Source organism: Roseococcus pinisoli, assembly GCF_018413645.1.
GTDB classification, from domain to species: Bacteria; Pseudomonadota; Alphaproteobacteria; order Acetobacterales; family Acetobacteraceae; genus Roseococcus; species Roseococcus pinisoli.
On record NZ_JAHCDA010000002.1, the window covers coordinates 216,726 to 242,046 of the forward strand.

24 protein-coding genes are annotated in these 25,321 nt (G+C 69.3%); 9 read left to right on the plus strand and 15 right to left on the minus strand.

Annotation, left to right across the window (positions count from 1 at the left end; genetic code table 11):
- The first annotated feature begins 23 nt into the window (after positions 1–23).
- Positions 24–686, plus strand: a complete 663-nt coding sequence (locus KHU32_RS09845; RefSeq protein ID WP_213669928.1) for a Cap15 family cyclic dinucleotide receptor domain-containing protein — start codon at positions 24–26, stop codon at positions 684–686.
- A 475-nt stretch (positions 687–1,161) separates the two neighbouring features.
- On the opposite strand, the gene KHU32_RS09850 is transcribed toward KHU32_RS09845, so the two are convergent.
- The 5 genes from KHU32_RS09850 to KHU32_RS09870 all read right to left on the minus strand — a co-directional run bounded on the left by KHU32_RS09850 (position 1,162) and on the right by KHU32_RS09870 (position 5,171).
- Positions 1,162–1,650, minus strand: a complete 489-nt coding sequence (locus KHU32_RS09850) for an OmpA family protein (RefSeq protein ID WP_213669929.1) — start codon at positions 1,648–1,650, stop codon at positions 1,162–1,164.
- A complete protein-coding gene (locus tag KHU32_RS09855; RefSeq protein WP_213669930.1) occupies positions 1,625–2,896 on the minus strand; it encodes a diguanylate cyclase domain-containing protein in 1,272 nt (423 codons plus the stop codon). Before KHU32_RS09855 ends, KHU32_RS09850 begins: the two co-directional genes overlap by 26 nt.
- The gene (locus KHU32_RS09860; RefSeq protein WP_347265534.1) at positions 2,893–3,465 is read right to left on the minus strand and encodes a YfiR family protein; all 573 of its coding nucleotides are present in this window, start codon (positions 3,463–3,465) and stop codon (positions 2,893–2,895) included. Before KHU32_RS09860 ends, KHU32_RS09855 begins: the two co-directional genes overlap by 4 nt.
- 262 nt (positions 3,466–3,727) lie before the next feature.
- A complete protein-coding gene (locus KHU32_RS09865) occupies positions 3,728–4,498 on the minus strand; it encodes a LamB/YcsF family protein (protein ID WP_213669932.1) in 771 nt (256 codons plus the stop codon).
- 43 nt (positions 4,499–4,541) lie between these two features.
- Positions 4,542–5,171: a DsbA family oxidoreductase gene (locus KHU32_RS09870; protein ID WP_213669933.1), complete on the minus strand. Its 630-nt coding sequence runs from the start codon at positions 5,169–5,171 to the stop codon at positions 4,542–4,544.
- Between the two features lie 78 nt (positions 5,172–5,249).
- Here KHU32_RS09870 and KHU32_RS09875 point away from each other — a divergent pair, with 78 nt between their 5' ends.
- A complete protein-coding gene (locus tag KHU32_RS09875) occupies positions 5,250–6,425 on the plus strand; it encodes a 4-hydroxybenzoate 3-monooxygenase (protein WP_213669934.1) in 1,176 nt (391 codons plus the stop codon).
- Positions 6,415–7,386 carry a Gfo/Idh/MocA family protein gene (locus KHU32_RS09880; RefSeq protein ID WP_213669935.1) on the plus strand — a complete coding sequence of 324 codons (972 nt, stop codon included), beginning with the start codon at positions 6,415–6,417 and terminating at the stop codon, positions 7,384–7,386. The genes KHU32_RS09875 and KHU32_RS09880 overlap by 11 nt, the downstream gene beginning before the upstream one ends.
- Before the next feature lie 13 nt (positions 7,387–7,399).
- Here the strand turns inward: KHU32_RS09880 and KHU32_RS09885 are convergent, their stop codons facing one another.
- The 7 genes from KHU32_RS09885 to KHU32_RS09915 form a co-directional block, all read right to left on the minus strand.
- Positions 7,400–8,542 (minus strand): benzoate/H(+) symporter BenE family transporter, encoded by a 1,143-nt coding sequence (locus tag KHU32_RS09885; protein WP_213669936.1) that lies wholly within the window; start codon positions 8,540–8,542, stop codon positions 7,400–7,402.
- Positions 8,543–8,583: 41 nt separating this feature from the next.
- Entirely contained in the window at positions 8,584–10,815 is a 2,232-nt protein-coding gene (locus tag KHU32_RS09890; RefSeq protein WP_249680931.1) for a penicillin acylase family protein, read from the minus strand.
- Between the two features lie 42 nt (positions 10,816–10,857).
- Positions 10,858–11,832, minus strand: a complete 975-nt coding sequence (locus KHU32_RS09895; RefSeq protein ID WP_213669938.1) for a Bug family tripartite tricarboxylate transporter substrate binding protein — start codon at positions 11,830–11,832, stop codon at positions 10,858–10,860.
- A gap of 117 nt (positions 11,833–11,949) precedes the next feature.
- Positions 11,950–13,158 (minus strand): M20/M25/M40 family metallo-hydrolase, encoded by a 1,209-nt coding sequence (locus KHU32_RS09900; protein WP_213669939.1) that lies wholly within the window; start codon positions 13,156–13,158, stop codon positions 11,950–11,952.
- A complete protein-coding gene (locus KHU32_RS09905; protein ID WP_213669940.1) occupies positions 13,158–14,126 on the minus strand; it encodes a D-2-hydroxyacid dehydrogenase in 969 nt (322 codons plus the stop codon). The genes KHU32_RS09900 and KHU32_RS09905 overlap by 1 nt, the downstream gene beginning before the upstream one ends.
- Positions 14,123–15,169 (minus strand): alpha/beta hydrolase, encoded by a 1,047-nt coding sequence (locus tag KHU32_RS09910; RefSeq protein ID WP_213669941.1) that lies wholly within the window; start codon positions 15,167–15,169, stop codon positions 14,123–14,125. The genes KHU32_RS09905 and KHU32_RS09910 overlap by 4 nt, the downstream gene beginning before the upstream one ends.
- A gap of 85 nt (positions 15,170–15,254) precedes the next feature.
- Positions 15,255–16,343, minus strand: coding sequence for a trypsin-like peptidase domain-containing protein (locus KHU32_RS09915; RefSeq protein ID WP_213669942.1), 1,089 nt, complete (start codon positions 16,341–16,343; stop codon positions 15,255–15,257).
- Positions 16,344–16,585: 242 nt separating this feature from the next.
- Between KHU32_RS09915 and KHU32_RS09920 the strand changes: the two genes are divergently transcribed.
- Both KHU32_RS09920 and KHU32_RS09925 read left to right on the plus strand, forming a co-directional pair.
- Positions 16,586–16,993 (plus strand): MerR family transcriptional regulator, encoded by a 408-nt coding sequence (locus KHU32_RS09920; RefSeq protein WP_213669943.1) that lies wholly within the window; start codon positions 16,586–16,588, stop codon positions 16,991–16,993.
- Positions 16,974–17,228 (plus strand): hypothetical protein, encoded by a 255-nt coding sequence (locus tag KHU32_RS09925; protein WP_213669944.1) that lies wholly within the window; start codon positions 16,974–16,976, stop codon positions 17,226–17,228. The genes KHU32_RS09920 and KHU32_RS09925 overlap by 20 nt, the downstream gene beginning before the upstream one ends.
- Before the next feature lie 133 nt (positions 17,229–17,361).
- Here the strand turns inward: KHU32_RS09925 and KHU32_RS09930 are convergent, their stop codons facing one another.
- The 3 genes from KHU32_RS09930 to KHU32_RS09940 all read right to left on the minus strand — a co-directional run bounded on the left by KHU32_RS09930 (position 17,362) and on the right by KHU32_RS09940 (position 21,501).
- Positions 17,362–18,159: a Bax inhibitor-1/YccA family protein gene (locus KHU32_RS09930; protein WP_213669945.1), complete on the minus strand. Its 798-nt coding sequence runs from the start codon at positions 18,157–18,159 to the stop codon at positions 17,362–17,364.
- 118 nt (positions 18,160–18,277) lie between these two features.
- On the minus strand, positions 18,278–20,776 hold the full coding sequence (locus KHU32_RS09935; protein ID WP_213669946.1) for an ABC transporter permease: 2,499 nt from the start codon (positions 20,774–20,776) through the stop codon (positions 18,278–18,280).
- Positions 20,773–21,501: an ABC transporter ATP-binding protein gene (locus KHU32_RS09940; RefSeq protein ID WP_213669947.1), complete on the minus strand. Its 729-nt coding sequence runs from the start codon at positions 21,499–21,501 to the stop codon at positions 20,773–20,775. The genes KHU32_RS09935 and KHU32_RS09940 overlap by 4 nt, the downstream gene beginning before the upstream one ends.
- A gap of 121 nt (positions 21,502–21,622) precedes the next feature.
- Between KHU32_RS09940 and KHU32_RS09945 the strand changes: the two genes are divergently transcribed.
- From KHU32_RS09945 to KHU32_RS09960, 4 genes are read left to right on the plus strand one after another with little or no spacing between them, the layout of a single operon-like run.
- Positions 21,623–22,192 (plus strand): arylesterase, encoded by a 570-nt coding sequence (locus KHU32_RS09945; RefSeq protein WP_347265535.1) that lies wholly within the window; start codon positions 21,623–21,625, stop codon positions 22,190–22,192.
- A gap of 30 nt (positions 22,193–22,222) precedes the next feature.
- Positions 22,223–22,759: an RNA 2',3'-cyclic phosphodiesterase gene (gene thpR / locus KHU32_RS09950; protein WP_213669949.1), complete on the plus strand. Its 537-nt coding sequence runs from the start codon at positions 22,223–22,225 to the stop codon at positions 22,757–22,759.
- 60 nt (positions 22,760–22,819) lie between these two features.
- Positions 22,820–23,203, plus strand: a complete 384-nt coding sequence (locus KHU32_RS09955; RefSeq protein WP_213669950.1) for a DUF2946 family protein — start codon at positions 22,820–22,822, stop codon at positions 23,201–23,203.
- A gap of 60 nt (positions 23,204–23,263) precedes the next feature.
- Positions 23,264–25,312 carry a TonB-dependent receptor family protein gene (locus tag KHU32_RS09960; protein ID WP_213669951.1) on the plus strand — a complete coding sequence of 683 codons (2,049 nt, stop codon included), beginning with the start codon at positions 23,264–23,266 and terminating at the stop codon, positions 25,310–25,312.
- The last annotated feature ends 9 nt before the right edge of the window (positions 25,313–25,321 follow it).

Below are 25,321 nucleotides of genomic sequence, written 5' to 3' on the forward strand. Positions count from 1 at the left end.
TCAAGGCACAAGGTGTTGTGGGAATGTACCAAGTCATCGGGCTTCGCGCGTTGCTCCGAGCTTTCACCTGGACTGCATTCGGTCTGGCGGTCTTGGTGGCGGCCTTCAGCCTCCTTTTTGAGGTGCCCTCAGGCTACAAATGGGCCCAGTTCGGAATAACCGCTGCCTCCACCGGGATTGCAGTGGCGATGTTTTTCTTCGGCATCTTAGGCGAGACCTGCGCGTTCACCTGGTGCTGCCGAAATTTCGGCGCGGGGATTTTCCCTGATTTAGATGGCGAATGGGTAGGGGAGCTGAGATCGAATTGGCCGCGAGTTACCGCGCGAGGCACGGGAGACGTTAGCGAGATTGAGCTATTGTCGCGCCCGGCCAAAATTCGTATAAAAGCGACGCTTCTTACATTATCTGTTATCATGAATACTGATGATAGGTATTCAAAATCCAAAACAATAATGGCTGGATTGAGAAAAGATGATGTAACTGGTGAATTTTCTCTTACTTACGTATTTGATAATTCTACACTGGAACCCAAGCCAGGGGATACGCCCTCGCATCATGGAGCAGCGATCCTCACACTTCGTCATGAAGGCAACGAGCTTTTCTTGGAAGGCGCGTACTGGACGAACCGAGCCTGGAACTTCGGCATCAACACTGCCGGCCTAGCTAAATTCCGGAAGCAACGCTGAGCACCGAGGTCAGCGAAATCCTCCTCCGCTGGACGCCGGTATAAAGAGGCGGTATAACGGTAGGGTTTTCTGCGCAGCTATTGTACTGATTTCGCCCGATAATTTTTGCTGTCAGGATAGTTCAATCCTCCCCAACAGCACCATTCTACGGACTTGATCCGTAAGGATTATTCGGCAAAACAAGGTCTTAGGTCACCTCGGTGATACAAAGTGGCCCTTGTCATGACCCGACCGACCACGTACCCGCCGACGGGGATTCCGCGGCCGGCTGGCTTCCTTGAGGCACTCGTCGGCTCAGAGTTGGCGGTTACCCAAATGACAGCGACCTTAGTCTACCGTCCGTAGAGCCGCCCGAGCCCCACTCGCGACACACCCCGCGCGGCTCACGAGGACGATGCGGTTGTAGGCCTTTGCAACATGCCCCGGTAGGGCCGGTGCAGTAGCGGCCCATCGCTGCCGGATAGCTGCGATTGCCTCACTGATTAGGCACGATAATGGCGACCCGTCGATTCTCGTTGGACCTCACACCAGGCAATGGCGCGCGGCTTCCCAGCCCCTGCACCACGACATCCTCCTGGCGCAGGCCAATGCCGACCAGCATATCAGCGACCGCCTGCGCTCGGCGCTGAGAGAGCTGATCATTGTAGGCCGCATCGCCATAACTGTCGGTATGGCCTTCCACCCGCATCCGGTTGATGCCAACCCCGTGCAGTGCGCGGCCAAGGTTTTCTACAGTTCCGCGCGCTTCGGCGGTCAATTCGGAACGGGTACTGGCGAAGAGGATGCGGTCGCTTAAGCCGAGGCTCCAATCATCGCCGATCGGTTCAAACCCCTCGCGCCTCAGCAGTGCGATCTGCTCGGCGGTCAGGCCGGGACGTCGCTGGCAAGCGGCGATCAGCCCGAGCGGCGTGACCGCGAGAAACGCTCGTCTGGAGCACCTAGTTTCCCGAGTCTTCCTTGGCATCAGCATCCTCTTGGGTACTGGCGGTCTGCCAGCCGCCCCGTTGTGCGCGCTTCACGCGGTACATCGCCGAATCCGCCAGATGGATCAAGACGCTCGCGTCTTGCGCATGATCAGGGAAGACGGCGATCCCGGCGCTCAGTGATACCGTGATCTTGTCGCCGGACGGCAAGGCGATGGGCCGGGTCACGCTCGCAGCAATGCTGTCGGCCACGCGGGTAGCGTCCTCCACCCGGCGCAGTTGCTTCAACAGCACGACGAACTCGTCGCCACCGAAGCGGGCAACCAGGTCGTCAGCGCGAAGAATCGCCTGAAGTTCTTTCGCGATGGCCACCAGCACGGCATCCCCGGCGGCATGCCCACGACGGTCGTTGATCTCTTTGAACTTGTCGCAATCCAGGAACAACACCGCGACCCGGTGTCCTGTCAGCTGTGCATCTCGGATGGCGCGGTTGAGTTGGCGGATGAAGAACGCACGGTTCGGCAGCCCGGTAAGGGTGTCGTGAGACGCCTGATGAGCGAGCGAAGCGTTTTCCTTTTGAAGGCGCTTGTCCCAGACCTCCAACTCATCGAACAAGGCGTTGAAGTCATCTCCGAGCGAGTTGATCTCTTTGATCTTCGCTGGCGGGACCCGCAAATTGAAGGTGCGGTCCTGACGCACTGCATGTGCCAAGCCGGCCAGAGCCTCGAGAGGTTTGACGATGGTTCGCCGCATGCGTCGCGACAGATAGATCGCGCCACCCGCGCTGATCACCAGGCACAGCGCGAGGCCACCAAGCCCGGATATGAGAAAGTTGAATGTCGCGCCGACATGGCCGCGGACAATCAGGTTTGCGATCGGCGCACCTTCGTGGACGATGGGAAGCGTTACGGTGGGCGGGTTCAGCAAGGCTGCAAGGCGCTGCTCCAGCCAGGTCGCGAGGCGGCTGCCTCCGGGCCGCGCCCAGTTCGCCAGGATTCTTCCGTCGTGAAGCACCACCTTTGCTTCGGCAACGTCTTCCGCACTGGCAATCAGCGCGATCGCTTCTTCCGCGGCCACCGGATCTCGGAAAACCGCCGACGCCTCGACGGTGTAGCGCATGGAGCGAGCGATCAGTGCCAGGTTCTGCTCGGCATGCACGTGCAGTGCGACCAGGCCTGCGACCGTCAGGGTGATGCCGACGGTCAGGACAGCAAAAAGCACGATACCGAGATGCGCCCGCCACAGCACCGCCTGCAGTGTCGGCAACCGAAGCGTAGGTTTTGTCACGGCGAAACTCCCCGCCGCTGGCCTAACCGAAGCACGCTGGGGTGAACACGCAGACCGCTGCGGGCAATCGCATCGAGATTGACCTGGAATGAGATCTGCCCACCCGCGATACTCAGGCAAAACATGCCGCCAGCGGAGCAGGATGGATCGTCTTCGGTAATGGTCAGGACCGAGAGGCCGGCAAGGCGGGCAAATATCCGATCATGCTCCGCCGGACTGGTTCGCCCGACAAAGGCGACGTGACAGGCGCTGGTCAGCGTCGGGCTCTCTATGGCGATGCGCCTGGTCGTGGTCGGCCGGTTGGCGACGCGGTGGGGCGTTGCAAGCAGGCCGCCGGCATAGGCTGCGTCAGCAAGTACGCAAAGCTGTAACTCCGCTGGATCGGAAGGCCAGCGCACATAGCTCATGATACCGAGTACTGCCTGGGTGACGGCCGACGTGTTGCTTGCGACCACCTCCCCAGCCGATCCGGACCTGACGGGAAAGGAACCTAAAGCGAAGATCATGGCGACACCCAAGATTCGGTAGCAAAGCGAAAGCCTGTGCCGACCTCTGGTGAAATTTGACATGATCGTGATCACAACGCCTCGGATGTGTATCCAGTGATAGCACTCAGACCCGAGCAACGGGAGGAAAGGATGTTGGCGCACCACGGATCTCTATTCCCGATTTTGTTGTCGTGGCCCGCCCCATCGGGTGGTGATGCGCTTGGTAGTTCTCTACAGTCGCTCTGACAAACACAGTTCAGTCCTCGTCGCGCGGCTGTGTCAGTCCATAATGGGAGCGCGAATGGGGCGCCGACCGCAGGTCAATAATCGACCAGCTCTCGGTCTAGAACCCCATCTCCGGCAGCGTCTTCAGCTCCACGCCCGCATCCAGCAGCGCCTGGCGGGCCGCCCGGCCTACCGCTTCCGCCGTCGGCTCGTCGGCATGCAGGCAGAGGGAATGGACCTCGACGGGGATGTGCTTGCCGCCGCGGGTGGGGATGACCTTGTCCACCACCATCGCTACCGCTTGCCGGGCGGCGATCGCCGGATCCTTGTGTACGGCATCCGCGTTGAAGCGGGAGGTGATGTTGCCGTCGTCGTCATACATGCGGTCGATGTAGCCCTCCACCGCGAAGCGCAGCCCGTGCGTATGGGCAGCCTTCTCGATGTGCGAATGGGCGAGGCCGACATAGATCAGATCGCGGTCCACGCCTTTCACGCCGCGCGCCATGGCATCCGCCACATCCGGGTCGACGATGCCGACATTATGCAGCGCGCCATGCGGCTTCACATGCGTCACCTTGGCGCCGTGCATCGCGGCGATGCCCATCAGCGCGCCGATCTGATAGGCGACGAGATATTCGATGTCGCGCGGGTTCATCTTCATCGCGCGGCGGCCGAAGCCCCAGATGTCGTTATAGCCGGGATGCGCGCCGATCGAGACGCCGTTCCTCAATGCCAGCGCCACCGTCTCGTGCATCACGGTGGGGTCGCCCGCGCTCATGCCGCAGGCGATGTTGGCCGAGTTGATGAGCGGCATCACCGCCGGGTCGTTGCCCTTGTGCCAGGTGCCGAAGCTCTCGCCGATGTCGGCGTTGATGTTCACGACGGGCATGGCGTTCGGCTCCTGGCTGGGGGATGTTGGTCCGGGAAAGACGTCAGGCGGCGCGCGGCTGCGTCAGCACCTCGGCGATGTGCTCGGCCGGATAGGCGCCGCTGAACAGCACGCGTCCATCCAGCGCGAAGCTCGGAACGCCGGAGATGCCGATGCGGCGGAAATACGCATCCTCGGCACGGACCTGCTCGGCGAGCTCGTCACTGGCCAGGAACTCTCCGGCCTCGAGGCCCAGCGAAGCGGCGATCTCCGTCAGCGTGGCGAGGTCGCCGACGTCCTTGCCTTCCTGGAAGTAGCCGCGGAACAGCGCCTCGACCATCTCGTGCTGCCGCGGGCCGGCCCATTGCAGCAGCCGGTGCGCATTGATGGTGTTGGGCGTGCGCAGCATAAGGTCGTGCCGGAACTCGAGGCCGACCTTGCGGCCCGCCTCGGCGACATTGGCATCCAGTTCGGCGCCGCGCTCGACGCTGCCGAATTTCTGCGCGCGGTAGCTCGCCCGCTCCACGCCTTCGGCCGGCATCTCGGGATTGAGCTGGAAGGGGCGCCAATGGACCGCGAAATCCGCGGCGGCGGGGCCGATCAGGGCCAGGGCGGCGTCCAGATTAGTCTTGCCGATCCAGCACCAGGGGCAGATCGCGTCGGAGATGACGTCGATGCGGCGCGAGGGTTCCATGGCTCACTCCTTGTCCTGATTTCGTGTTCCGGCGTTAGTCTGCGCCAATCGGGGAACCAAGTGTAGCGGGGCTGAACCATGCGCACTCAGGTCGGGCGCACGCAGGTCGGGATCGTGGGGGCTGGGCCGGCTGGGCTTCTGCTGGCGCAGATGCTCAATCGGGAGGGCATCGACAGCGTCGTGCTGGAGGCGCGTTCCCGAAGCCATATCGAAAGCCGCATCCGGGCGGGCCTGCTCGAGCAGGGCAGTGTGGACACGCTGGCGGAGGCCGGGCTGGATGCGCGGCTGCGGCGTGAGGGCCTGCCGCATGACGGGCTGGCCCTGCGCTTCGCCGGCGCCTCCCACCGCATCGACCTGCAGGCGCTGACCGGCCGGCGCGTCACCATCTACGGTCAGCAGGAGGTGGTGAAGGACATGGTCGCAGCCCGGCTCGCCACCGGGCGGCCCCTGCATTTCGGGGCAGAAGAGGTCGCGCTGCATGATATCGCCACCGATCGCCCGCGCCTCACCTGGAAGCAGGAGGGCGTGCCGCAGGAGCTGCATTGCGACGTCATCGCCGGCTGCGACGGCTTCCACGGCCCTTCGCGTGAGGCCATGCCGCCCGAGATCCTGCGCATCTACGAGCGCACCTATCCCTTCGCCTGGCTCGGCATCCTCGCCGAGGCGCCGCCGGTCAGTCCCGAGCTGCTCTATGCCCGCCACGAGGAGGGCTTTGCGCTCGCCACGATGCGCAGCCAGCATCTGTCGCGGCTCTACCTGCAATGCGCGCCCGAGGAGAACCTGGCCCTCTGGCCGGAGGAGCGCATCTGGCAGGCGCTGGGCACGCGCCTGGGCGCGGTGAACCGGGGCAGGATTGTCCAAAAGGGCCTCACCGCCATGCGCAGCTACGTGGCCGAACCCATGCGCCACGGCCGCCTCTTCCTGGCGGGCGACGCCGCCCATATCGTGCCGCCGACCGGTGCGAAGGGCATGAACCTCGCGATCGCCGACGTGCGGGTTCTGGCCGCCGCGCTGACCTCCTTCTTCCGGCAGGGCGACCAGGGGCTGATGGACCGCTACAGCGCGATCTGCCTCCAGCGCATCTGGAAGGTGCAGCGATTCTCCTGGTGGATGACGGCGCTGCTGCACCGATTCTCCGAGGAAGATGCCTTCGAGCCGCGCGTCCAGCTGGCCGAGCTCGACTACCTGGTGCATTCCGAAGCCGCGCGCACGGCGCTGGCCGAGCAATATGTGGGGCTGCCTTATGACATCTGACCGTCTGAAACTCGGCATCATCGGCCTTGGCATCATGGGCGAGCGGCTGCTGCGCGCGGCCCTGGCGCATCCCGGCACCGAGGTCGTGGCCGTGTGGGACCCTTCGGCCCCGGCAGCCGCGCGGCTGGCCGGCATCGCGCCCGAGCTCGGCATGAGCGCGGAGGCCGGCGCCGTCATCGCCGCCGCGGATGCGGTCTATGTCGCCTCGCCGCCGGACTCGCACATCGCGCACGGCAAGGCCGCGCTGGCGGCGGGCAAGGCGCTGTTCCTGGAAAAGCCGCTGGCCTCCGACCTCGTCGCCGCGCGGGAATTCGTGGCCGGCGCGCGCGGGCAGCGCGCTGCGGTGAACTTCCCAATGGCTTCCTCGCCGACCGTGGCGCAGCTGCGCCGCTGGCGCCCGGAGATCGGCCGCGTTGAGCGCATCGAGATCAAGGCCGACTTCGCCGGCTGGCCGCGCGGCTGGCAGAAGGACGCGGCCTCCTGGCTCTCCAAGCGGGCCGAGGGCGGCTTCACGCGCGAGGTCGTCTCGCACTTCCTCTTCCTCGCCCAGCGCTGGGGTGGCCCGCTGCGGCTGGCCGAGGCCGGCGTGACCTATCCCGAGGGCGACGGCTCCGAGACCGCCATTTCGGCGCGCCTCTGGGCCGGCGACGTGCCCGTGACGCTGAGCGGCGGCGTCGGCACCACCACGGCCGACGAGCACAATCTCACCACCATCATCGGCAGCAAGGGGCAGCTGCGGCTGCGCGACTGGTCCTACGGCGAGAAGCTGGAGGCCGATGGCCAGTGGCGCACGGCGCCCGATGCCATGCCTAATGCGGAGATGCGGCCGCTGACCCTGGCCGGGCAGCTCGACAAGCTCGCGGCGCTGACCCGCGGCGAGGAAACCGAGCTGGCGAGCCTGGCCGAGGCGCTTTCCATCATGGAGGCGGTGGAGGGCATCCTCGCCGCCCGCCGAGGATAGTTGCCCTGGGGCGCTAGGCGGGCCTGCGCAGCAGGAACATCAGCCCGCCGCCCGCGACCAGCCCCCAGAAGGCCGGCCCGATCCCGCCGACGCTGAGGCCGGAGGCGACGACGACGAAGGTGACGATGGCCGGCAGGCGCGTCGGCTCCTGCGCCAGCGCGATCGACAGCGCCCCCGCGAGCGACGCCAGCAGGGCGAGGCCGGCGACGGCCTGGATCAGCAAGGGCGGCGCCGCCGCGACCACGGCGGCCGCGACGCCCGCGACCAGCGCGAAGCCGAGATAGCCGAGGCTTGCGAAGACGCCCGCGATCCAGCGGCGCTTCGGGTCGGGATGGGCCTCGGGCCCCGCGCAGAGCGCGGCCGTGATCGCGGCGAGGTTCACCAGCTGCCCGCCGAAGAAGCCGCCCAGGAAACTACCCGCGCCCGTCGCCAGGAAGACCGGCCGCATCTTGATGTCGTAGCCATTGGCGGAGAGCACCGCGAATCCCGGCAGGTTCTGCGAGGCCATGGTCACCAGGAACAGCGGCAGGGCGATGCCCACCATAGCGCCCCATTCGAAGCTCGGCGTGACCCAGACGAGCGTGGGCGGCTGCCAGGCGCCGCCACCCGGCAGGCCGGGGCCGGCCGCCAGCGCGATCACCGCCACCAGCACCGCGGCCGGCACGGCCCAGAGCCGCTGGACGCGCAGCATCACGGCCCAGACCAGCACCACGGGCAGCGCCAGCCAGGGCAGGGCGCCCACCGCCCGCACCGGCGCGAGGCAGAGGTCCAGCAGCACGCCCGCCAGCATCGCCGCCGCGATGGCCGGGGGGATGCGCTCCACGGCCCGGGCGAAGGGGCGCCACAGCCCCGCGACCACCAGCAGCGCCGAGGCCGCGAGGAAGGCGCCCACCGCCGCGGGGAAGCCGCCCTCCGGCATGCCGCTGGTGGCCAGTAGCGCCGCGCCCGGGGTCGACCAGGCGATGGAGATCGGCATGCGCCAGACGATCGAGAAGCCCGCGCCCAGCAGCCCCATGAGCAGGCAGAGCATCACGAGGCCCGAGGCGGCCTGGGCGGGCGAGGCGCCCACCGCCGTGAAGCCCTGCAGCACCACGGCGAAGGAGGAGGCGAAGCCCACGAAAGCGGCCAGCAGGCCCAGGAGGATCGGTTGCACCATACCCAAGGTCTGCCGCCTGTCGGCCCGGCCGGCAAGCCGGGTCACGGCGCGAGGCGAATGCGGCCCGAGACCGCGGAGGGCTCGCGCGAGATCGGGCGTAGCCGCCCGTCATGCCAGTTGCCGAGCATATCGCCCCAATGGGAGGAGAGCGGGTTGCCCGACTGGCCGGTGGCGATGACCGCGTGCAGGCCGTCCGGCGAGGCGAGGTCCGCCACCAGGCGCAGCCCCGCGCCATGCGCCGCGTTGAAGCCGCCCGTGGGCCCCATGCCCTGGCGCTGCACCGTCTGGTCGTCGCCCGAGGCCGGCACCGCCAGCGCGATGGCGCGGTTCAGCCCCGGCACCAGGCGCAGCAACGGATGTTCGAAGCGCGCCTGATGGGCGGCGCCCCAGCGCCAGGCGGTCGGATCCGGCCCATGGGCGCGGGAGAGCTCCGTCACCGCCTCGGCGAGGGCCAGGGCGGCCATGGCGCGGCAATCGCCGCCGCACCACCAGCTGGCATTGCCGTCGAGCAGGAGGAAGCGGAGGAATTCCGGACCGCCGGGCGCGGTGGTGATGCCGGCCCGGGCCAGGGCCAGCGCCGGCATGCGCCGCATGAAGGCATTCCAGATCAGGGGCTGCGGCAGGTCCGCCCGCATCTCGCCGTCCCAATCCGCCAGCAGGCCCTGCGCCGTGCCGAGCTCGCCCGAGCCGCGGGGCAGCGCGTTCAGCACGGGCAGCGCCTCCCGCGCCAGCAGCGAGACGGCATCCATCTGGATGGCGGCGAAGTGGTCCTCGTCGCGCGGCGCAGGCTCGGCCAGCAGCTCGTGGATGCGGCGGAAGCGCCAGTCGCCGTGCCATTCGCGCGAGAGGAAGGCCGGATGGTCCGGCGGGCTCACGCGGTTATTGGCATTCACCAGCAGGCCGCTCTCCGGGTTCTCGACATGCGGCAGCTCGTCGAAGGGAACGAAGCCCGTCCAGGGTTCGGAGCCGCGGCTCGGCAGGCTCCCGTCGCCGGCGCTGCGGACCGGCGTGCGGCCGGTGAGGTACATGGCGATGCCGCCGGCGCGGTCCGCCACCATCATGTTCTGTGAGGGCGAGGTGATGAGCGCCGCCGCCGCCCGTGCCTCGGCCAGGCTGCGGGCGCTGTTCAGCGCCAGGAAGCCGGCGGCGGCGGTGTCGTGCGGCTCCAGATTGGCCATGCGCACGGCCAGCACCTCGCCGCCCGCACGCGGCGTCTCGTCCAGGTCGGAGATGACGGGGCCGTTGCTTGTCTCCCGCACTTCCAGGGTGACGTCGGGCTCGCCGCGGACATGGATGAGCTCCGTGCGCACGATGCGCGCCGCGCTCTGCGGCTCGCGGAAGACGTCCTGCGTGTCGGAATGGGTGGTAGTGAAGCCCCAGGCGAGGTCGGCGTTGCGGCCGATCAGCACGAGCGGCACCCCCGGGACGGTACCGCCCGCGACAAAGCGCCCATCGGGCAGCTCGATCCGCGCCAGGTACCAGAGGATGGGCGCGCCGTAGCCGAGATGCGGGTCGGAGGCGAGGATCGGCGCGCCGGCCGCGCCCCGCGCCACGGTCCAGGCGTTGGAGGCGGTGTCGGGCAGCGGCGCATCCTCGCCGAAGACGGGGATGGCGGCGAGGATCCGCTCCATCCCCGGCAGCGCCGCCATGTCCGGCCGGCCCGCGCTGCGATCGGCGGGCCAGAGATCCCATAGCCGATCGCCGGGCAGGGCGCCGGCCAGCCGGGCGCGCTCGAGCTCCGTGCGCCAGTTGCCGGAGAGCCAGAGCCCCATCACCTTCGCCCAGAGCAGCGAATGCGAGGGCTGCCAGTAGTCCGGCGTGCCGAGGACGACGAATTCCGGCGCCGCGAGGCGGCCGCGCTCGCCGATCCAGGCGTTCACGCCGATGGAATAGGCCTCCAGCATGCCGCGGCTTTCGGCATCGAGCGCGGCGTAGTCGTCCTCGGCGCGGCGGGCGAGGCCGAGCAGCCGTACGAAGCGGTCGTTGCGGAGGGCAGCGGCACCCGCGACCTCGGCCAGCCGGCCCTGCGCCCCGCGCCGCATCATCTCCATCTGGAAGAGGCGGTCGCGCGCATGGAGGAAGCCGAGCGCGATGGCGCCGTCCCGTTCGGTGCGGGCGCGGATGCGGGGGATGCCGGCCTCGTCGAAGACGATCGAGACCGGCGCCGAGAGGCCCGCGATCCGCAGCTCCATGTTGTCCGCCGGGATGGTCCGCCAGAAGACGGCGACGACCGTCAGCGAGACGGCGGCGACCACCAGCCAGAAGCCGGCCATCAGCCGCCGCCACCAGGAGGATCTGCGCCGCCGACGAACCATCTATTCGGGCTCGATGCCGGCGCCGCGGATCATCTCGCCCCAGGCGGCGATCTGCTGCACGACGAAGTTCCCGAGCTCGGCGGGCGTGGAGGTGCCGCCGTCGAAGCCCATATCGGCCATGCGGGTGCGATATTCGGGCCGGGCGCCGATGCGCTGCATGGCGGCCGCGAGCGTTGCCGTCACCTCGGGCGGCAGGCGCGCCGGGCCGAAGAAGGCGGCGAAGCTGAGCAGGTCGAAGCCGTTGAGGCCCTGTTCGGCCAAGGTCAGCGCCTCCGGCACCAGGGCCGAGCGCGCGGCGCTGGTGATGCCCAGCTGCCGCATCCGCCCCTCGCGCACATGGCCGAGCGAGGGCGTGAGGTCGATCACGATGCTGGAGACGCGGCCGGCGATGACGTCGGTGATGGCCGGCGGCGTCGAGCGGTAGGGAACATGCAGCATCTCCACCCCGCCCAGGCGGGCGATGGTCGCGCCCGCGACGATCCCGGTGCCGTTGCCGCTGGCATAGCTGAGCGTGCCCGGACGTGCCCGCGCGAGCGCCAGGAATTCCTGCAGGTTCCGCGCCGGAAGCTCCGGGTTGATCGCCAGCCAGAAGACGTAGTTGCCGAGCTTGCTGATCGGGGTGAAGTCGCCGACCGGGTCGTATTCCATGCGCTTCAGCAGCCAGGGATTGGCCGCATGTGTCGTGTTGGTGGTGATGAAGAGCGTGTGGCCGTCGGGCGGGCTGCGCATCACGGCGGTGGCGGCGATGGTACCGTTGGCGCCGGCGCGATTCTCGACGGTGATGGGCGTGCCGCCCAGCTCGACCGAGAGCATCTGCGCGACGACGCGGGCCACGGCGTCCGTGCCCGACCCGGCCGCGAAGGGAACGATGATGTTGATGGGCCGGCTGGGGTGCCAGGCGCCCTGCGCATAGGCGCCGGACGAAAGGAAGGGCGCCGCCAGCAAGGGGGCGGCGAGTAAGGCTCTACGCTGCATGATGATGGTCTCACTCCCGGTGGGCGGGCCGCTTGGTCGCGGCCTTCGTCCCACCGGCGAGTGTAGACGAGGAGTGTCGCCGAAAGCACGCCGCCCGGGGAGGACGACGTGCCGCATTCAGGCGGTCTCCATCTCGGCGACCGCGAGGATGGTCGCGAGGCTGGCGCGCATGCCGCGCAACGACCCCTCGATCTCCACGTCGATCCATTCCTCCAGCGAATGCGCCCGGCCGCCCTGGCCGCCGGAGCCGATGCGCAGCGCGGGCACCCCGAGGCTCATGGGGATATTGGCGTCGGTCGAGGACCATTCGAAGGAGGGGGAGTAGCCCTCGGCCGCGACCGCCGCCGCCGCCAGGCGCGCGATGGGCGAGCCCTGCGCCGTCTGCCCGGCCGGACGGTCGCCGACCCGCACCAGCTCGACGGTGATCTTGCCGTCGCGCGCCGCGTTCTCGCCCGCCACCGCCCGGTCCACGCCCTCGAGGAAGAGGCGGTCCAGCCGGTTCAGCTCCTCCAGCGAGGCGGAGCGCAGGTCCACCTCCATGGTGATGGTCTCCGGGATGGCGTTGATGGAGGTGCCGCCGCCGACCACGCTGACGCAATGGGTGGTGACCGGATCGCGCGGCACCTCGATGGCGGCCAGCGTCCGCGCCGCCTCGGCCATGGCGTACATCGGGTTCACGAGCCCGAAGGCCGAGAAGCTGTGCCCACCCGGGCCCCGGAAGATGACCCGATAGCGCCGGGAGCCGATGCCGCCGGTCACGATCCGGTCGACCTCGGGGCTGTCCACGGTGAAGAAGGCGCGGAAGCGCTCGCGGTTCGGGTGGTTCGCGAAGAGGTGGCGGACGCCGCGAAGGTCGCCCAGCCCCTCTTCGCCGACATCGCCGACGAAGAGGATGTCGTGCCGCGTGCGGATGCCGGCCGCGTCCATGGCGCGCAGGAAGCCGAGGTTCACGGCCAGGCTGCGCGTGTCGTCGCCCACGCCGGGCGCGAAGAGCTTCGTGCCCTCGCGCCGGACGCGGACGTCGGTGCCCGCCGGGAAGACGGTATCGAGATGCGCGGCCACGACCACGACGTCGCCGTTGCCGAAGCCGCGGCGCAGCCCGAAGACATTGCCGACCTCGTCCTGGCCGACCTCTTCCAGCCCGTGGGCCTTCAGCATCTCCAGGTAGGCGGCCGCCCGCTTCTCCTCGCCGAAGGGCGGCGAGGGGATCTCGGTGAGCGTGATGATGTCGTCGACGATGCGCTCGTGCTCGGCCCGCATCGTGTCGCAGGCGCGGCGGTAGCCGGCGTCGGCGCGGATCGCGGCGATGGTCTGGTCGGTCGTCATCAGACGATCTTGTTGATCAGATCGGTGCGGCCCGCCTTCAGCCGGTCGATGTTCTCCATCATGATGTCGAGGACATTGTCCTCGAAGGCGCAGGTCTCGCCGCCGGTATGCGGGGCCAGGAAGGCGTTGGGCAGCGTCCAGAGGGGCGATTCCTCCGGCAGCGGCTCGACCGCCATCACGTCCAGGCCGGCGCCCTTGATGCGGTTGGAGCTCAGCGCCTCGATCATCGCCTCCTCGTCCACCACCTTGCCGCGCGCGCAGTTCACCAGATAGGCGGTGGGCTTCATCAGCGCGAAGGCCTTGGCGTCGATCAGGTTGGTCGTCTCCGGCGTCAGCGGGCAGACCAGCACGACGAAGTCGGCGCGCGGCAGCAGCTTCGGCAGGTCGGCGGTCGCGTGCACCTCATCCGCGCCGGCGGCGCCGGAAGCGGGGTTGGCGCGCACGCCGATGACCGTCATCTCGAAGGCCTTCAGCAGCCGGATCACGCGGGCGCCGATATTGCCCATGCCCACGACGATCGCGGTCTTGCCGGCCAGCTCGTCCTCGCGGATGGCGAAGTCGCTCTTCATGCCGGCCCAGTGCTTCCGGTGCTGGTCGTCGCGCGCGACGAAGAGGCGGCGCACCATGCCGAGCATGAGACCCACCGCATGCTCGCTCACCGCGGCCGCATTGGCGCCGGCGGCGTTGGACAGCGTGATGCCGCGCGACTTCAGCATGTCGCGGTCGAAGGCGTCGGTGCCCGAGGAGAGGGCCTGGACATACTTCAGGCGGGGCGAGAGCTCGGGCAGGTGGTTGCGCCAGAAGCCGCTGCAGACCAGCACGTCGGCCTCGCCGATGCGGGCCTCGAGCTCTTCCAGGCTGCGCACCTCAAAGGAGGGGTAGGGGCCGCTGCGGTCGGCGAAGCGATCACCGGTGCGATAGGCGATATGCGCGAAGCAGATGGTAGGCGAGGCAGGAAAAGAACTCACGCAGCAGACTCCTCAAGAAAGACCTGCACCGCCTGGAAGAGGGCGCCGCGATTGCGCTCCATCCACATTCCATGGGTGCCTTCGCCCAGCAGCACCAGCCGCTTGCCGGGCGAGGCCGTGAGCAGCGGGAAGAGCGTCTGAGCCATGTAGGGGGGCGTATCCTGGTCCCATTCGCCGAGAACCAGCAGCGTGGGCGCGGTGATCTTCGCCGGGTCGTAGAAAGGCCGGCCGGCGGACCAGTATTCGCGGCCGTCGGCCGTGCTGCCGTTGGGCGCGCGCAGGGCCGGCGGGTTGCGGCGCTGCCCCTCGGGATCGGTCGCCCAGGTCACGCCGGCCCAATGCTCGAACCAGCCGGGTGGGACGAGGCCGGCGCGCGCCGCCTCGGGCACGCCCGCGCCGCGGCGGGAGCGGGCGGATTCCTGCGTCACGAAGCGATAGGCGCCGAGGTCGCCGCCCGGATCGGCCAGCGAGGGCGTCTGCCGCAGCCAGACCGGGGCGTAGAGGACCAGCCGCTCGACGACCGAGGGATTGTCCGCCGCAAAGCGGCCCATCAGCGCCGTGCCCCAGGAATAGCCCAGGTGGATGCACTTCGGGATGGAGCGGCGGTTGCGCACGAAGGCGGAGACGGCCGCGATGTCGAGCAGCGCCGTCTCGCCGCGCACGATCGGCGGGTTGGCCTCCGGCGGCTGGGACATCTCGGGCGGGCGCGTCGAGCGGCCGTAGCCGCGGATATCCAGGCACCAGACGTCGAAGCCGCGGCCGGCGATGTAGTCCATCCAGGACAGGCCGCCGAGCGGCAGGTCGAAGGCGGTATGGGCGGGGTAGGTCGCGCCATGCACCATGATGAGGGTGCGGCCGGGGCTAAAGGTGGTCAGGCTCTCCGGCCGCTTGTTGCGGACGAAGATCTCGATGCCGGGGCTGCCGTCGCCCACGGGCACCATGAACTCTTCGGTGACGATGCGCGGCGCCTGCGCCTGCGCGGGCGAGGTCAGGACCACGGGCGCGGCGAGGGCCGGAGCGGCGAGCAAGGCGCGGCGGTGCATGGGTCTCTCCCTTGGATTGGAAGCAGCCTAGCTAAGGCCGAGAGGTTCCGCGAGGGGGGCGCCGTGCTGTCCTCGCGGGGCCGCATCAGCGCTCGCAGCGGATGAAAAGAGTGCTGCGGTGAATGAGCTCGCCCACATCGGCGGTGCTCCGGTCCGGCCCGGTGCTCTCGGCCGTCCGCACGTTCACCCCCGCCCGGCGCAGGAAGCCGAGCGCCGCCTGGCCCTGGACCGCGAAATTGATGTTCTGGGCGATATCGCCCGTGCGGCGGCTGACCGCCTGGGCGTTCAGCTTGGAGACGACGACCCCCACGATGTTCCCCTGCATGTCGACCAGCGGGCCGCCCGAATTGCCGGGCTGCACCTCGGCGCTGATCTGGTACTGGTTGGGGTTGTCGCCCAGGCCGCGCAGCCCGTTGATCTCGCCGCGCGTGAGCTTGGGGTCGGAGCTGAGCAGCCCGGCCAGCGGGAAGCCGTAGGCCACCACGCTCTCGCCGCGCCGGATGGCGGGCGCCGATCGGAAGGCGACGGTGGGGCCGACCAGGCCCGGCACGGCCAGCACCGCGACGTCGAGCGCCGCGTCCATGCGCGCCGGCGGCACGGCAGCGAGCCAATGGCCGGTCGGCGTGCGCAGGATGATGCGGTTGCAGTTGTCGACCACGTGGTGATTGGTCATCACCCGCCCTTCGGCGACGAGGAAGCCGGTGCCGGTCGAGACGGCGCGGGCCTGGGCGTTGGGGGGCGCCTGCTGGGTCCCGGGCGCCGGGCCGGCGAGGGGCCCCGAGGTCGGCTGCCGGGCGGCCGAGGGCGCGGCGGCGCGAGCATTCGCCAGGTCGATGTTGCGGTTGGCGCAGATGTCCTGGTCGCGCAGCAGCACCTCGCGCGCATCGGACAGGACCAGGCGCAGGTCGAACCGGCAGCCCGCATCGGCATTGGGGGTCACCCGGAAGCCGCCGCCATCCGTTAGCGGCCGGTCGGGGCGCAGGAGGTTGCCGCCCCAGTCGCCCTCGCCGCCGCGGGGGCTGCGGACCGCGAAGAGCTGCGTGGCATCCGCGCCCGTGCGGTTGACGATGCGGAAGCCCTGCGGCCCACCCGAGGGGGCAGCGGGCTGCGCGGAGGCGAGGGGCGCCACCAGGACGGAAAGGCCGAGGGCCAGGGCGGTCAGAGCAGGAAGCATGGCTATGATGTGCCCCGCGCACTGCAGGACGACAAGCCGTGGCCCCATCTGTCAGCGCAGAGGCGGCGGGCGACGCGGAGAATCGACGCGGGGCTGTAAAATCTTTCATCGGAATGTTTTTTCTGCGCCGCCTTATTCACCCTTCCCGCGTTGGAGGGCTGTCATTCCGAGGCTGGTAAGGCATCTCGATCAGCCAGCCTGGGGGACGGGCGCAAGCCATCTCGTGAACTTCGGAGGATGAGATGAATATCGGTGAGGCTGCAGCGGCGAGCGGTGTGAGTGCGAAGATGATTCGGCACTACGAGACCCTGGGCCTGATCCAGCCGCAACGGCGAAAGAACAACTATCGAGCCTATACGGAGAAGAACGTGGCGGTTCTTCGTTTCATCCGGCATGCGCGGGACCTGGCCTTCCCGCTCTCCGAAGTGAAGCGCCTATTGGGACTCTGGCAGGACGATACCCGGCAGAGCGCGGATGTCCGTCGGATCGCGCTCGGTCATGTGGAGGCCTTGGAGGAGAAGGCGCGCTCGCTGCGGGCGGTCGCGGATTCGCTTCGCCACCTGGCGCGCACCTGCCAGGGGAACGAACGCCCCGAATGCCCGATCCTGGAGCACATGGAGGGCACGCAGAATGCCCACCACCCTCATTGAGGTATCGGTGGAAGGTCTGAACGGCCGCGCCTCGCGCGCGGCCGTGATGTTGGCGATCGAGGCCCGCGACCCGGCAGCGGTGGTGGAGGTCGACGCCGTGAGCGGCCAGGTACGCACCGAGACCACGCTGGATCTGGCCGAGTTTCTTCACCTCATCGAAGGCTGCGGCTGCCGGCCCTTGCTGCAGCCCGAGGCCATCATCCACGCCGGCGGAGCGCGATCCGATCTGGGCTGAGGAAAAGGCGGGCCTGAGGGTACTGCCTCCAAGCGCGAAGCCATGAAAAAGGCCCGCCGGATTGCTCCGGCGGGCCTTTTCTGTGGACGCCTTGCCGGGGACCTCACGGCCCCCGGAAGGACGGCCTGCCTGATCAGTCGCGGCGGACGCCGGCGAACTGCAGCAGGAACTGGAACAGGTTGATGAAGTTCAGGTAGAGGCCCAGCGCGTCCATCACGCTGCGCTTGCCCGCCTGGTCCGTGCCCTCGGCGTAGGAGTACTCGATGTAGTCGTTCTTGATCCGCTGCGTGTCATAGGCCGTGAGGCCGCAGAAGATCACGACGCCCAGGATCGAGACCACGAAGGTCATCATCGGCGACTGGACGAAGATGTTCACGACCGAGGCGAGGATGATGCCGATCAGGCCCATGAGCATGAAGCTGCCCATCTTCGTCAGGTCGGTCTTCGTCGTGTAGCCGATGAGGCTCATGGACGCGAACATCGCGGCGCAGATGAAGAAGGTGCTGGCGATCGACGTCGAGGTGTAGACGATGAAGATGTTCGCCATGCTGGCGCCCATCACGGCGCAGAACGCCCAGAACAGGGCCTGCGCCGTCGTCTTGCTGACGCGGTTGATGCCGAAGGACAGCACCAGCACGAAGACCAGCGGGGCGAAGATCGCGGCGTAGCCGAGGATCGTCGGCGCCGTCGCGAAGCCGCGCGGCGTGCGGACCACGGCGAAGAACAGCTGCTGGATGGCGGGGGTGTTGGCGATCAGATAGGCGACGATGCCCGTCAGCGCCAGGCCGGAGGCCATCCAGTTGTAGACGCGCAGCATATAGGCGCGCAGGCCGGCATCGATCGAGGCGGCATCCACACCAGCCGTGCGGCCCCAGCCTTGCGGCACGGCCCCTTGGGGCTGCGTCCACCGCGATTCGGGTTGGAAAGCCATGAAGTTGTGTCCTCCTAAAGGGTCTCAACGACCCATGCGGCCATCATATGGAGTTTCTGTAATCCGATTCAACGGATTTCGGAACCCCTGGAAAGCGCCCGCTGGCCGGCGGACCGCCTCATTCGTTGCGCAGCAGAGGGGCCGGCCGCACCCGAAGGGCAAGGGCCGTCCCGGCATAGCCGAAGGTCAGCACCAGAAGCATGCAGCCGGCCACGGTCAAGGCCAGCGTGCCCGGCAGGAAGACCCAGGGCTGGTTCATCACGAAGGTCACGACGGCATAGGCCGCGGCGGTGCCGGCCAGCGCCGCGAGCCCCCCGGCAAAGGCGCCCAGAACCCCGAACTCCACCAGGAACGCGCGCAGGATCTGCCCTCGCGTAGCGCCCACCGTCTTGAGCAGCACGGCCTCGCGCACCCGCCGGCGCTGCCCGGCGGCCACGGCGCCGGCCAGGACCAGCGCGCCGGCCAGCAGGGTGACGGAGCCCGTCGCCGTCAGGGCGCCGCCGATGCGGCCCAGAAGTGCGGCCACCTGCTCCAGCGCCTCCCGCACGCGGATGCCCGAGACATTGGGCAGCGCGTCGGTGATCCGGCGCAGCAACGCGGAATCGGCCGAGGCATCGCCCCGGACGGTGGCGATATGGGTGTGCGGCGCCGAGGAGAGCAGCCCGGGTGAGGCGATCAGGGTGAAGTTCATCCCGAGGCTCCGCCATTCCACCTGCCGGAGATTGGCGATGGTCAGGTCGATGTCGCGGCCGAGCACGCTGATGGTGATGGTGTCGCCGATTCCCACGCCCCAGCCGCGGGCGATATTGGCGTCGAAGGAAACCAGCGGCGGCCCGTCATAGTCCGGCGCCCACCACTGCCCGGCGACGAGCTGCGTGCCCTCGGGCATGGCGCCGGTATAGGTCAGCCCGCGATCGCCGCGCAGCGCCCAGGCGCTGTCCTGGCTGGGCCGCACCTGCTCGGCTGGGACGCCCTTCACCGCGACGATCTGCGCCCGCAGGCTCGGCACGCGGCGGACTTCCTCGACGCCCGGGGTGCCGCGGGCGAGTTCGTCGAAGCGCTCGGCCTGGTCGGGCTGGATGTCGATGAAGAAGAAGTTGGGCGCGCGGGCCGGCATCTCGCTGCCGATGGCATTGCGCAGATTGCCCTCGATCTGGGCGATGGCCGCGAGCGTCGTGAGGCCGAGGCCGAGGGCGACCAGCAGGATCGGCGTGGCCGAGCCCGGCCGGTGCAGGTTCGCGAGGCCAAGCCGCCAGGCCGGCCGCCGGATGCCGTGAAGCGACCGCGCCCCGGCCATCAGCACCCAGGCGCCGCCGCGGAAGAGGGCCATGGCCGCCAGCGCCCCCAGGCAGAAATAGAGGCCGAAGAGCGGGCGGTCGGCCGTGCCGATGACCAGCGCGACCAGGGCCACCGCCGCCACGGCATTGGCCGCGGCCACCTTCCAGCCCGCCCAGCTGCCTTCCGAGCTCAGCGTGTCGCGGAACAGGGCGGCGCCGGGGATGCGGCCCGCCCGGCCCAGCGGCCAGAGCGCGAAGGAAAGGGCGGTCAGCAGGCCGAAGAGCGCCGCCATGGCCAGCGGCGCCGGATAGACGGCGAGGCGCGGCGGAATGGGGAGGGTGGCGCCGAGGGCCTGCGCGGCCAGCCAGGTCAGGAACAGCCCGCCGACCAGCCCGAGGGCGATGCCGAGCACGGAGAGGGTCATCACCTGGATCAGATAGGCCGAGAAGATGGCGGTCGTCGGCGCGCCCATGCAGCGCAGGGTCGCGATGGTGCGGGACCGTGCCTCCAGCCAGGCGCGCACGCCCGTCGCGACGCCGATGCCACCGACGAGCAGCGCCGTCAGCCCGGCCAGGGTCAGGAAAGAGGCCGCACGGTCGAGGAAGCGGTTCACGCCGGGCTCGGCTTGGTCGGCCCGGCGGAGGCGCCAGGGCGCGCTGGGGAAGGCGGCGGTGAGCTCGGTCGCGAAGGCGCGGGCCGAGACGCCCTCGGGCAGACGGAAGCGATATTCGTAGGAGACGAGGCTGCCGGGCTGGATGAGGCCGGTGGCCGGCAGCTCGCTCAGCGGAATGAGGGCGCGCGGGCCGAAGATGGTCGGCGTGGCCACACGGTCCGGCTCCTCGGTGATACGCGCGGCGAAGGTGACCTCGGCCTCGCCCAGCCGGAGCCGGTCGCCGGGCGAGATGCCGAGGCGCTCGGCCACGCTCGGCTCGACCATGACGACGGCACCGTCCAGCCGCGCCGCGGGTTCCAGCCCCAGCGTGCCGTAGAGGGGGTAGCGATCGTCCACGGCCTTGAGCTCGACGAGCAGGCGCTCGCCACTGGGGGCGATGAGCATGCTGCGCAGCAGGGCGACCTCACTGACGGTCGCGCCCCGGGCACGGACCCAGTCCAGCACCTCCGGCTCGGCCGGCTGGCTGCGGGCGCGGATCTCGAGATCGCCGCCCAGGATGCGGGCGCCGTCGGCCTGGAGCCCGGCCTCGACGCCGGCGCGCAGGCTGCCCACGGCGGCGATCGCCGCCACGCCGAGCGCGAGGCAGGCCAGAACGATGCGCAGGCCCTTTGACCCGCCGCGCAACTCGCGGCGCGCCAGGGTCCAGCCGAGGCGCAGGTTCCTCATTCGGCGGCTTCGGCGACGGAGGCGAGGTCGGCCGTGTCGCTGGCGATCAGCCCGTCCTCGACATGGATCTGCCGCTCGCAGCGGGCGGCCAGCGCAGGATCATGGGTGATGAGGATCAGCGTCGTGCCGGCCTTCTCCCGCAGGTCGAAGAGCAGGTCCATCACGGCAAGGCCGGTCGCGCGGTCGAGATTGCCGGTGGGCTCATCGGCCAGGATCAGCCGGGGCCGGGCCACGAAGGCGCGGGCGACGGCGACGCGCTGCTGCTCGCCGCCCGAGAGCTGGCCGGGGAAATGGGTCAGCCGGTGGCCGAGCCCGACCGCGCGCAGGGCTTCCTCGGCGCGGGTGAAGGCCTGCTCGTCGCCGGCGAATTCCAGCGGCAGCGCCACGTTTTCCAGCGCCGACATGGTGGGCACCAGGTGGAAGGACTGGAAGACGATGCCGACCTCCTCCCGCCGGAAGCGGGCCAGGGCGTCCTCGCTGAGGGCGCTGAGGTCGCGTCCCGCCACGGTGAGATCGCCGGAGGTCGCGCGCTCGAGCCCCGCCAGGAGCATGAGCAGCGAGGTCTTGCCGGAGCCCGACGGGCCGACGATGCCGATCGCCTCGCCCTCGCGGATGCGCAGGTCGACGCCCTTCAGGATGTTGACCCGGCCGGCGCTGGACCCCACCTCGAAGGTGAGATGGCGCGCCTCGATCAGGGGGGGCGCGGAGGGTGTCGATCTTTCCATGAGCACTGCATATGGTCGGCGCGCTGCGCTGCAAAAGGGTTTGTTTCTCTTCGCAACGCCGGCCTTCGCCCAAGGGGCCGCCCCAGGGAACGCCCAAGGCATCCCGCAAGGGGGCTCGCCCGTGCGGCTGCTGGCACTGGGGGATTCGCTGACCGCCGGCTACGGTCTGCCGCGCGGCGACGGCTTCGTGCCCCGGCTGCAGGAAGCGCTCGTCGCGGCCGGGCGCCAGGTGCGGGTGATCAATGCCGGCGTCTCGGGCGACACCATGGCCGGCGGCTTGGCCCGGCTCGACTGGGCATTGGCGGAGCGTCCGCAGGCGGCGATCGTGGCGCTCGGCGCCAATGACGGGCTGCGCGGCCTGCCGCCGCCGCGGATGGCCGAGGCGCTGGAATCGATCCTGTCCCGCCTGGAGGCGCGGCGCATTCCCGTGCTGCTCGCCGGCATGCTGGCCCCGCCCAACCTGGGTGGGGATTACGGCCGGGCCTTCGAGGCGGTCTATCGCGATGCCGTGGCGAAGCGGCCCGACCTCATCTTCTACCCCTTCTTCCTCGACGGCGTGGCGGCCGACCGGGCGCTCAACCAGGCCGATGGTATCCACCCGAACCAGGCCGGCGTGGCCGAGCTGGTCCGGCGCATTCTCCCTGTCACGGAACAACTTCTGGACCGTGTGCCACCAGCCGCCGCAGGATAACGGCGCGAATCCGGGAAGGGGGCCCAGCCCATGCGTCTCTTCGTCGCTCTCGACCTTCCGCAGGAGGTTAAGGTCCGTCTGGCTGCCATGGCCGGCGGTATTCCAGGGGTCCGCTGGGTTCCCCCGGAGAACTACCACCTCACCCTGCGCTTCATCGGCGAGGTTCCGGGCCACATGGCCGAGGAAGTCGACCTCGCCCTCGCCCATATCCGCGCCAAGCCCTTCGAGCTGAGCCTCGCCGGCCTCGGCACCTTCGAGAAGGGCGGGCGAGTGCAGTCGCTGCATGTGGTGGCCGAGCGCACGCCGGGCCTCGCGCATCTGCAGGCCAAGATCGAGACCGCGCTGCAGCGCGCCGGCCTGCCGCCGGAGCGCAAGAAGTTCGCGCCGCACGTGACCATCGCGCGCACCGACGGCGCGGCGCTGCCCAAGCTCGCGGGCTTCGTGCAGGCCCACAACCTCTTCCGGACCGAGCCGCTGACGGTGGAGCACTTCGTGCTCTTCTCCTCGCGGCTGGGGAAGGAGCAGGCGGTCTATACGCCGGAGGTCGAATACGCCCTGGCGGCGTGAGGCGGGGCCGCGCGCCGTCGGGGATTGAGGCCTGGGCGCCCGTCCCGTAAAGCATCCGGTGTGGCAAAGTTCCGCGCCCCGCTGATCCTGTTCGTGGCCGCGCTGCTGTTCTGGCAGTCCGGCCTGGCGGCGGCGCATTGCCTGCGCGCCATGTCGCATGGCGGCGATGCGGTCGAGATCTGCTCGATCGACGGCGTGCGGGTCATTCACCTCGACGACCAGGGCAATCCGCTGGCGGACCAGCCCTCGGACTCGATGGCGGGCGGCTTCTGCCCGGTGTGCCACGGCATGCCGGCCGTCGCCCTGCCGGAACCGCCGATGCTCGCCTTGCCGGCCTGGACCGGCGAGGCCGTGGCCTGGCACGCGGCCGGCGAGGCGCGGCTTCTGCCGCCCGCCCGCGCGCCGCCCTACCGCACCCGCGCTCCACCCATCCTCACGGCCTGAACCCGCCCGCACGGCCGCGCGCGGCCGCGCGCCTGTTCTCGTTCGTGACGGATCTGTCCGATGTTCAAGCGTCTACCCGCCAGCCTTGGCGCATTGCTGCCTTTCGCCGCCTTTCCCGTGCTCGCCCAGACCACCGACCTGCCCGAGATGCAGGTGAGCGCGCCGCGCCCCGCCTTGACCGCGCCGACCAATGCGGAAGCGCAAACGCGGCTCTGGTCCAGCCCCGGCGCCAATACGGTGGTGCCCGCCAGCGACTTCCTGGACCGCCCCGGCACGACCGGAATCCGCGACATGCTGGAATACACGCCCGGCGTCTTCGCCCAGCCGAAATGGGGCGAGGACACGCGCCTTTCGATCCGCGGCTCAGGCCTCGCGCGCGGCTTCCACCTGCGCGGCGTGCGGCTCTACCAGGACGGGATCCCGGTGAACCAGGCCGATGGCAGCGGCGACTTCCAGGAGCTCGACCCGCTGACCTTCCAGCGCGTCGAGGTGCTGCGCGGCGGCAATGCCTTCGCGCTCGGGGCCAATACGCTCGGCGGGGCGCTGAACTTCGTGACGCCGACGGGGCGCGACGCGCCAGGCGTCAATCTGCGCGGCGAGGGCGGCAGCTTCGGCTTCTGGCGCGGCCAGGTCAGCGCCGGGGGCGTGCAGGGGCCGCTGGACGGCTGGATCAGCGGCACCATGGCCGGCCAGTCCGGCTATCGCGACCACAGCGGCGGCACCAGCGGGCGCCTGAACCTCAACCTCGGCTACCGCCTCTCCGACAACGTCGAAACGCGGCTCTTCTTCACGCATAATTCCATCCAGCAGGACATTCCGGGCTCCGTGACGCGCAGCCAGGCGCTGAACACGCCGCGGATGGCCAATGCGACGAACCTCGCGCTCAACTACCAGCGCAATATCGACAGCTACCGGATCGGCTCCCGCACCGCGATTCAGGTGAACAACGAGACGCTGCTGGAGTTCGGCGGCAGCTTCGTCACGCGGCAGCTCAACCACCCGATCTTCCAGTACATCGACAACCGCACCAACGACGTGAACCTCTTCGCCCGCGGGACCTGGGACGGCATGGTGGCCGGGATGCGGAACCGCTTCGTGGGCGGGCTCAACTACGCCTATGGCACGACCGACAACCGGCGCTTCGTGAACCTGCGCGGTGTCCGCGGCGCGCAGACCTACGCCTCCTGGGATACGGCCGAGACGGTCGATGGCTATTTCGAGAACAGCCTCTACGTGCTGCCGCGGCTGGCCGTCGTCACGGGCGTTTCGGGCGGCGGGGCGACGCGTTCCAGCGACAATCGCCTGAATCCGGCGCTGAGCGGCTCGGGCCGCTGGAACTGGATCAACCCGCGTGCCGGCCTGCTCTGGCAGGCGACGCCGACCGTGCAGGCCTTCGGCAACGTCACCTGGTCCACCGAGCCGCCGACGCTTTCCGACCTCGTGGCGCTGGTGCCGCTGGGCGGCTTCAACCTGCTGAAGCCCCAGCGTGCCGCCACCCTCGAGATCGGCACTCGCGGCACCCTCGGGCGCTTCGGCTTCGAGGCGACGGCGTATCGGAGCTGGATGGACAAGGAGATCCAGCTTTTCGTCGGCCCGACCTCCGGCACCAGCTACGCCCGCAACGCCGACCGCACGATTCATCAGGGCGTGGAGCTCGCCGGCACGGTCCTCGCCGGAAGCGACCTCGTGAGCCGGGGCGACAGCGTGACGCTGCGCGGCGCCTATACCTTCAGCGACTTCCGCTTCGACGGCGACGCGACCTATCGCGACAACCAGCTCCCCGGCGCGCCGCGCCATGTGCTGCGGGCCGAGGCGCGCTACCGCCACCCTTCCGGCTTCTGGATCGCACCCAATCTGGACTACGTGCCGGAGGGCTTCTTCGTGGACAACGCCAATACCACGCGCACCAACAGCTACGCGCTCATCGGCCTGCGCGCCGGGGCGGAGCTGCTGGACGGCCGCCTCGGCCTCTTCGTCGAGGCGCGCAACCTGGCCGACCGTCGCTATATCTCCTCCGCTTCGGTCGCCCCCGTCGCCGCGCCCAACGCGGCCCTGTTCGAACCCGGTTTCGGCCGCTCGGCCTATGCCGGCGCCCGCTTCCGCTTCTGAAGAAGGACT

Coding starts and splice junctions, on each gene's coding strand:
- KHU32_RS09845 (WP_213669928.1), top strand. CDS start 24: ATGTACCAAGTCATCGGGCTTCGCGCGTTGCTCCGAGCTTTCACCTGG.
- KHU32_RS09850 (WP_213669929.1), bottom strand. CDS start 1,650: ATGCCAAGGAAGACTCGGGAAACTAGGTGCTCCAGACGAGCGTTTCTC.
- KHU32_RS09860 (WP_347265534.1), bottom strand. CDS start 3,465: ATGTCAAATTTCACCAGAGGTCGGCACAGGCTTTCGCTTTGCTACCGA.
- KHU32_RS09865 (WP_213669932.1), bottom strand. CDS start 4,498: ATGCCCGTCGTGAACATCAACGCCGACATCGGCGAGAGCTTCGGCACC.
- KHU32_RS09870 (WP_213669933.1), bottom strand. CDS start 5,171: ATGGAACCCTCGCGCCGCATCGACGTCATCTCCGACGCGATCTGCCCC.
- KHU32_RS09875 (WP_213669934.1), top strand. CDS start 5,250: ATGCGCACTCAGGTCGGGCGCACGCAGGTCGGGATCGTGGGGGCTGGG.
- KHU32_RS09880 (WP_213669935.1), top strand. CDS start 6,415: ATGACATCTGACCGTCTGAAACTCGGCATCATCGGCCTTGGCATCATG.
- KHU32_RS09885 (WP_213669936.1), bottom strand. CDS start 8,542: ATGGTGCAACCGATCCTCCTGGGCCTGCTGGCCGCTTTCGTGGGCTTC.
- KHU32_RS09890 (WP_249680931.1), bottom strand. CDS start 10,815: ATGGCCGGCTTCTGGCTGGTGGTCGCCGCCGTCTCGCTGACGGTCGTC.
- KHU32_RS09895 (WP_213669938.1), bottom strand. CDS start 11,832: ATGCAGCGTAGAGCCTTACTCGCCGCCCCCTTGCTGGCGGCGCCCTTC.
- KHU32_RS09900 (WP_213669939.1), bottom strand. CDS start 13,158: ATGACGACCGACCAGACCATCGCCGCGATCCGCGCCGACGCCGGCTAC.
- KHU32_RS09910 (WP_213669941.1), bottom strand. CDS start 15,169: ATGCACCGCCGCGCCTTGCTCGCCGCTCCGGCCCTCGCCGCGCCCGTG.
- KHU32_RS09915 (WP_213669942.1), bottom strand. CDS start 16,343: ATGCTTCCTGCTCTGACCGCCCTGGCCCTCGGCCTTTCCGTCCTGGTG.
- KHU32_RS09920 (WP_213669943.1), top strand. CDS start 16,586: ATGAATATCGGTGAGGCTGCAGCGGCGAGCGGTGTGAGTGCGAAGATG.
- KHU32_RS09925 (WP_213669944.1), top strand. CDS start 16,974: ATGCCCACCACCCTCATTGAGGTATCGGTGGAAGGTCTGAACGGCCGC.
- KHU32_RS09930 (WP_213669945.1), bottom strand. CDS start 18,159: ATGGCTTTCCAACCCGAATCGCGGTGGACGCAGCCCCAAGGGGCCGTG.
- KHU32_RS09935 (WP_213669946.1), bottom strand. CDS start 20,776: ATGAGGAACCTGCGCCTCGGCTGGACCCTGGCGCGCCGCGAGTTGCGC.
- KHU32_RS09940 (WP_213669947.1), bottom strand. CDS start 21,501: ATGGAAAGATCGACACCCTCCGCGCCCCCCCTGATCGAGGCGCGCCAT.
- thpR (WP_213669949.1), top strand. CDS start 22,223: ATGCGTCTCTTCGTCGCTCTCGACCTTCCGCAGGAGGTTAAGGTCCGT.
- KHU32_RS09960 (WP_213669951.1), top strand. CDS start 23,264: ATGTTCAAGCGTCTACCCGCCAGCCTTGGCGCATTGCTGCCTTTCGCC.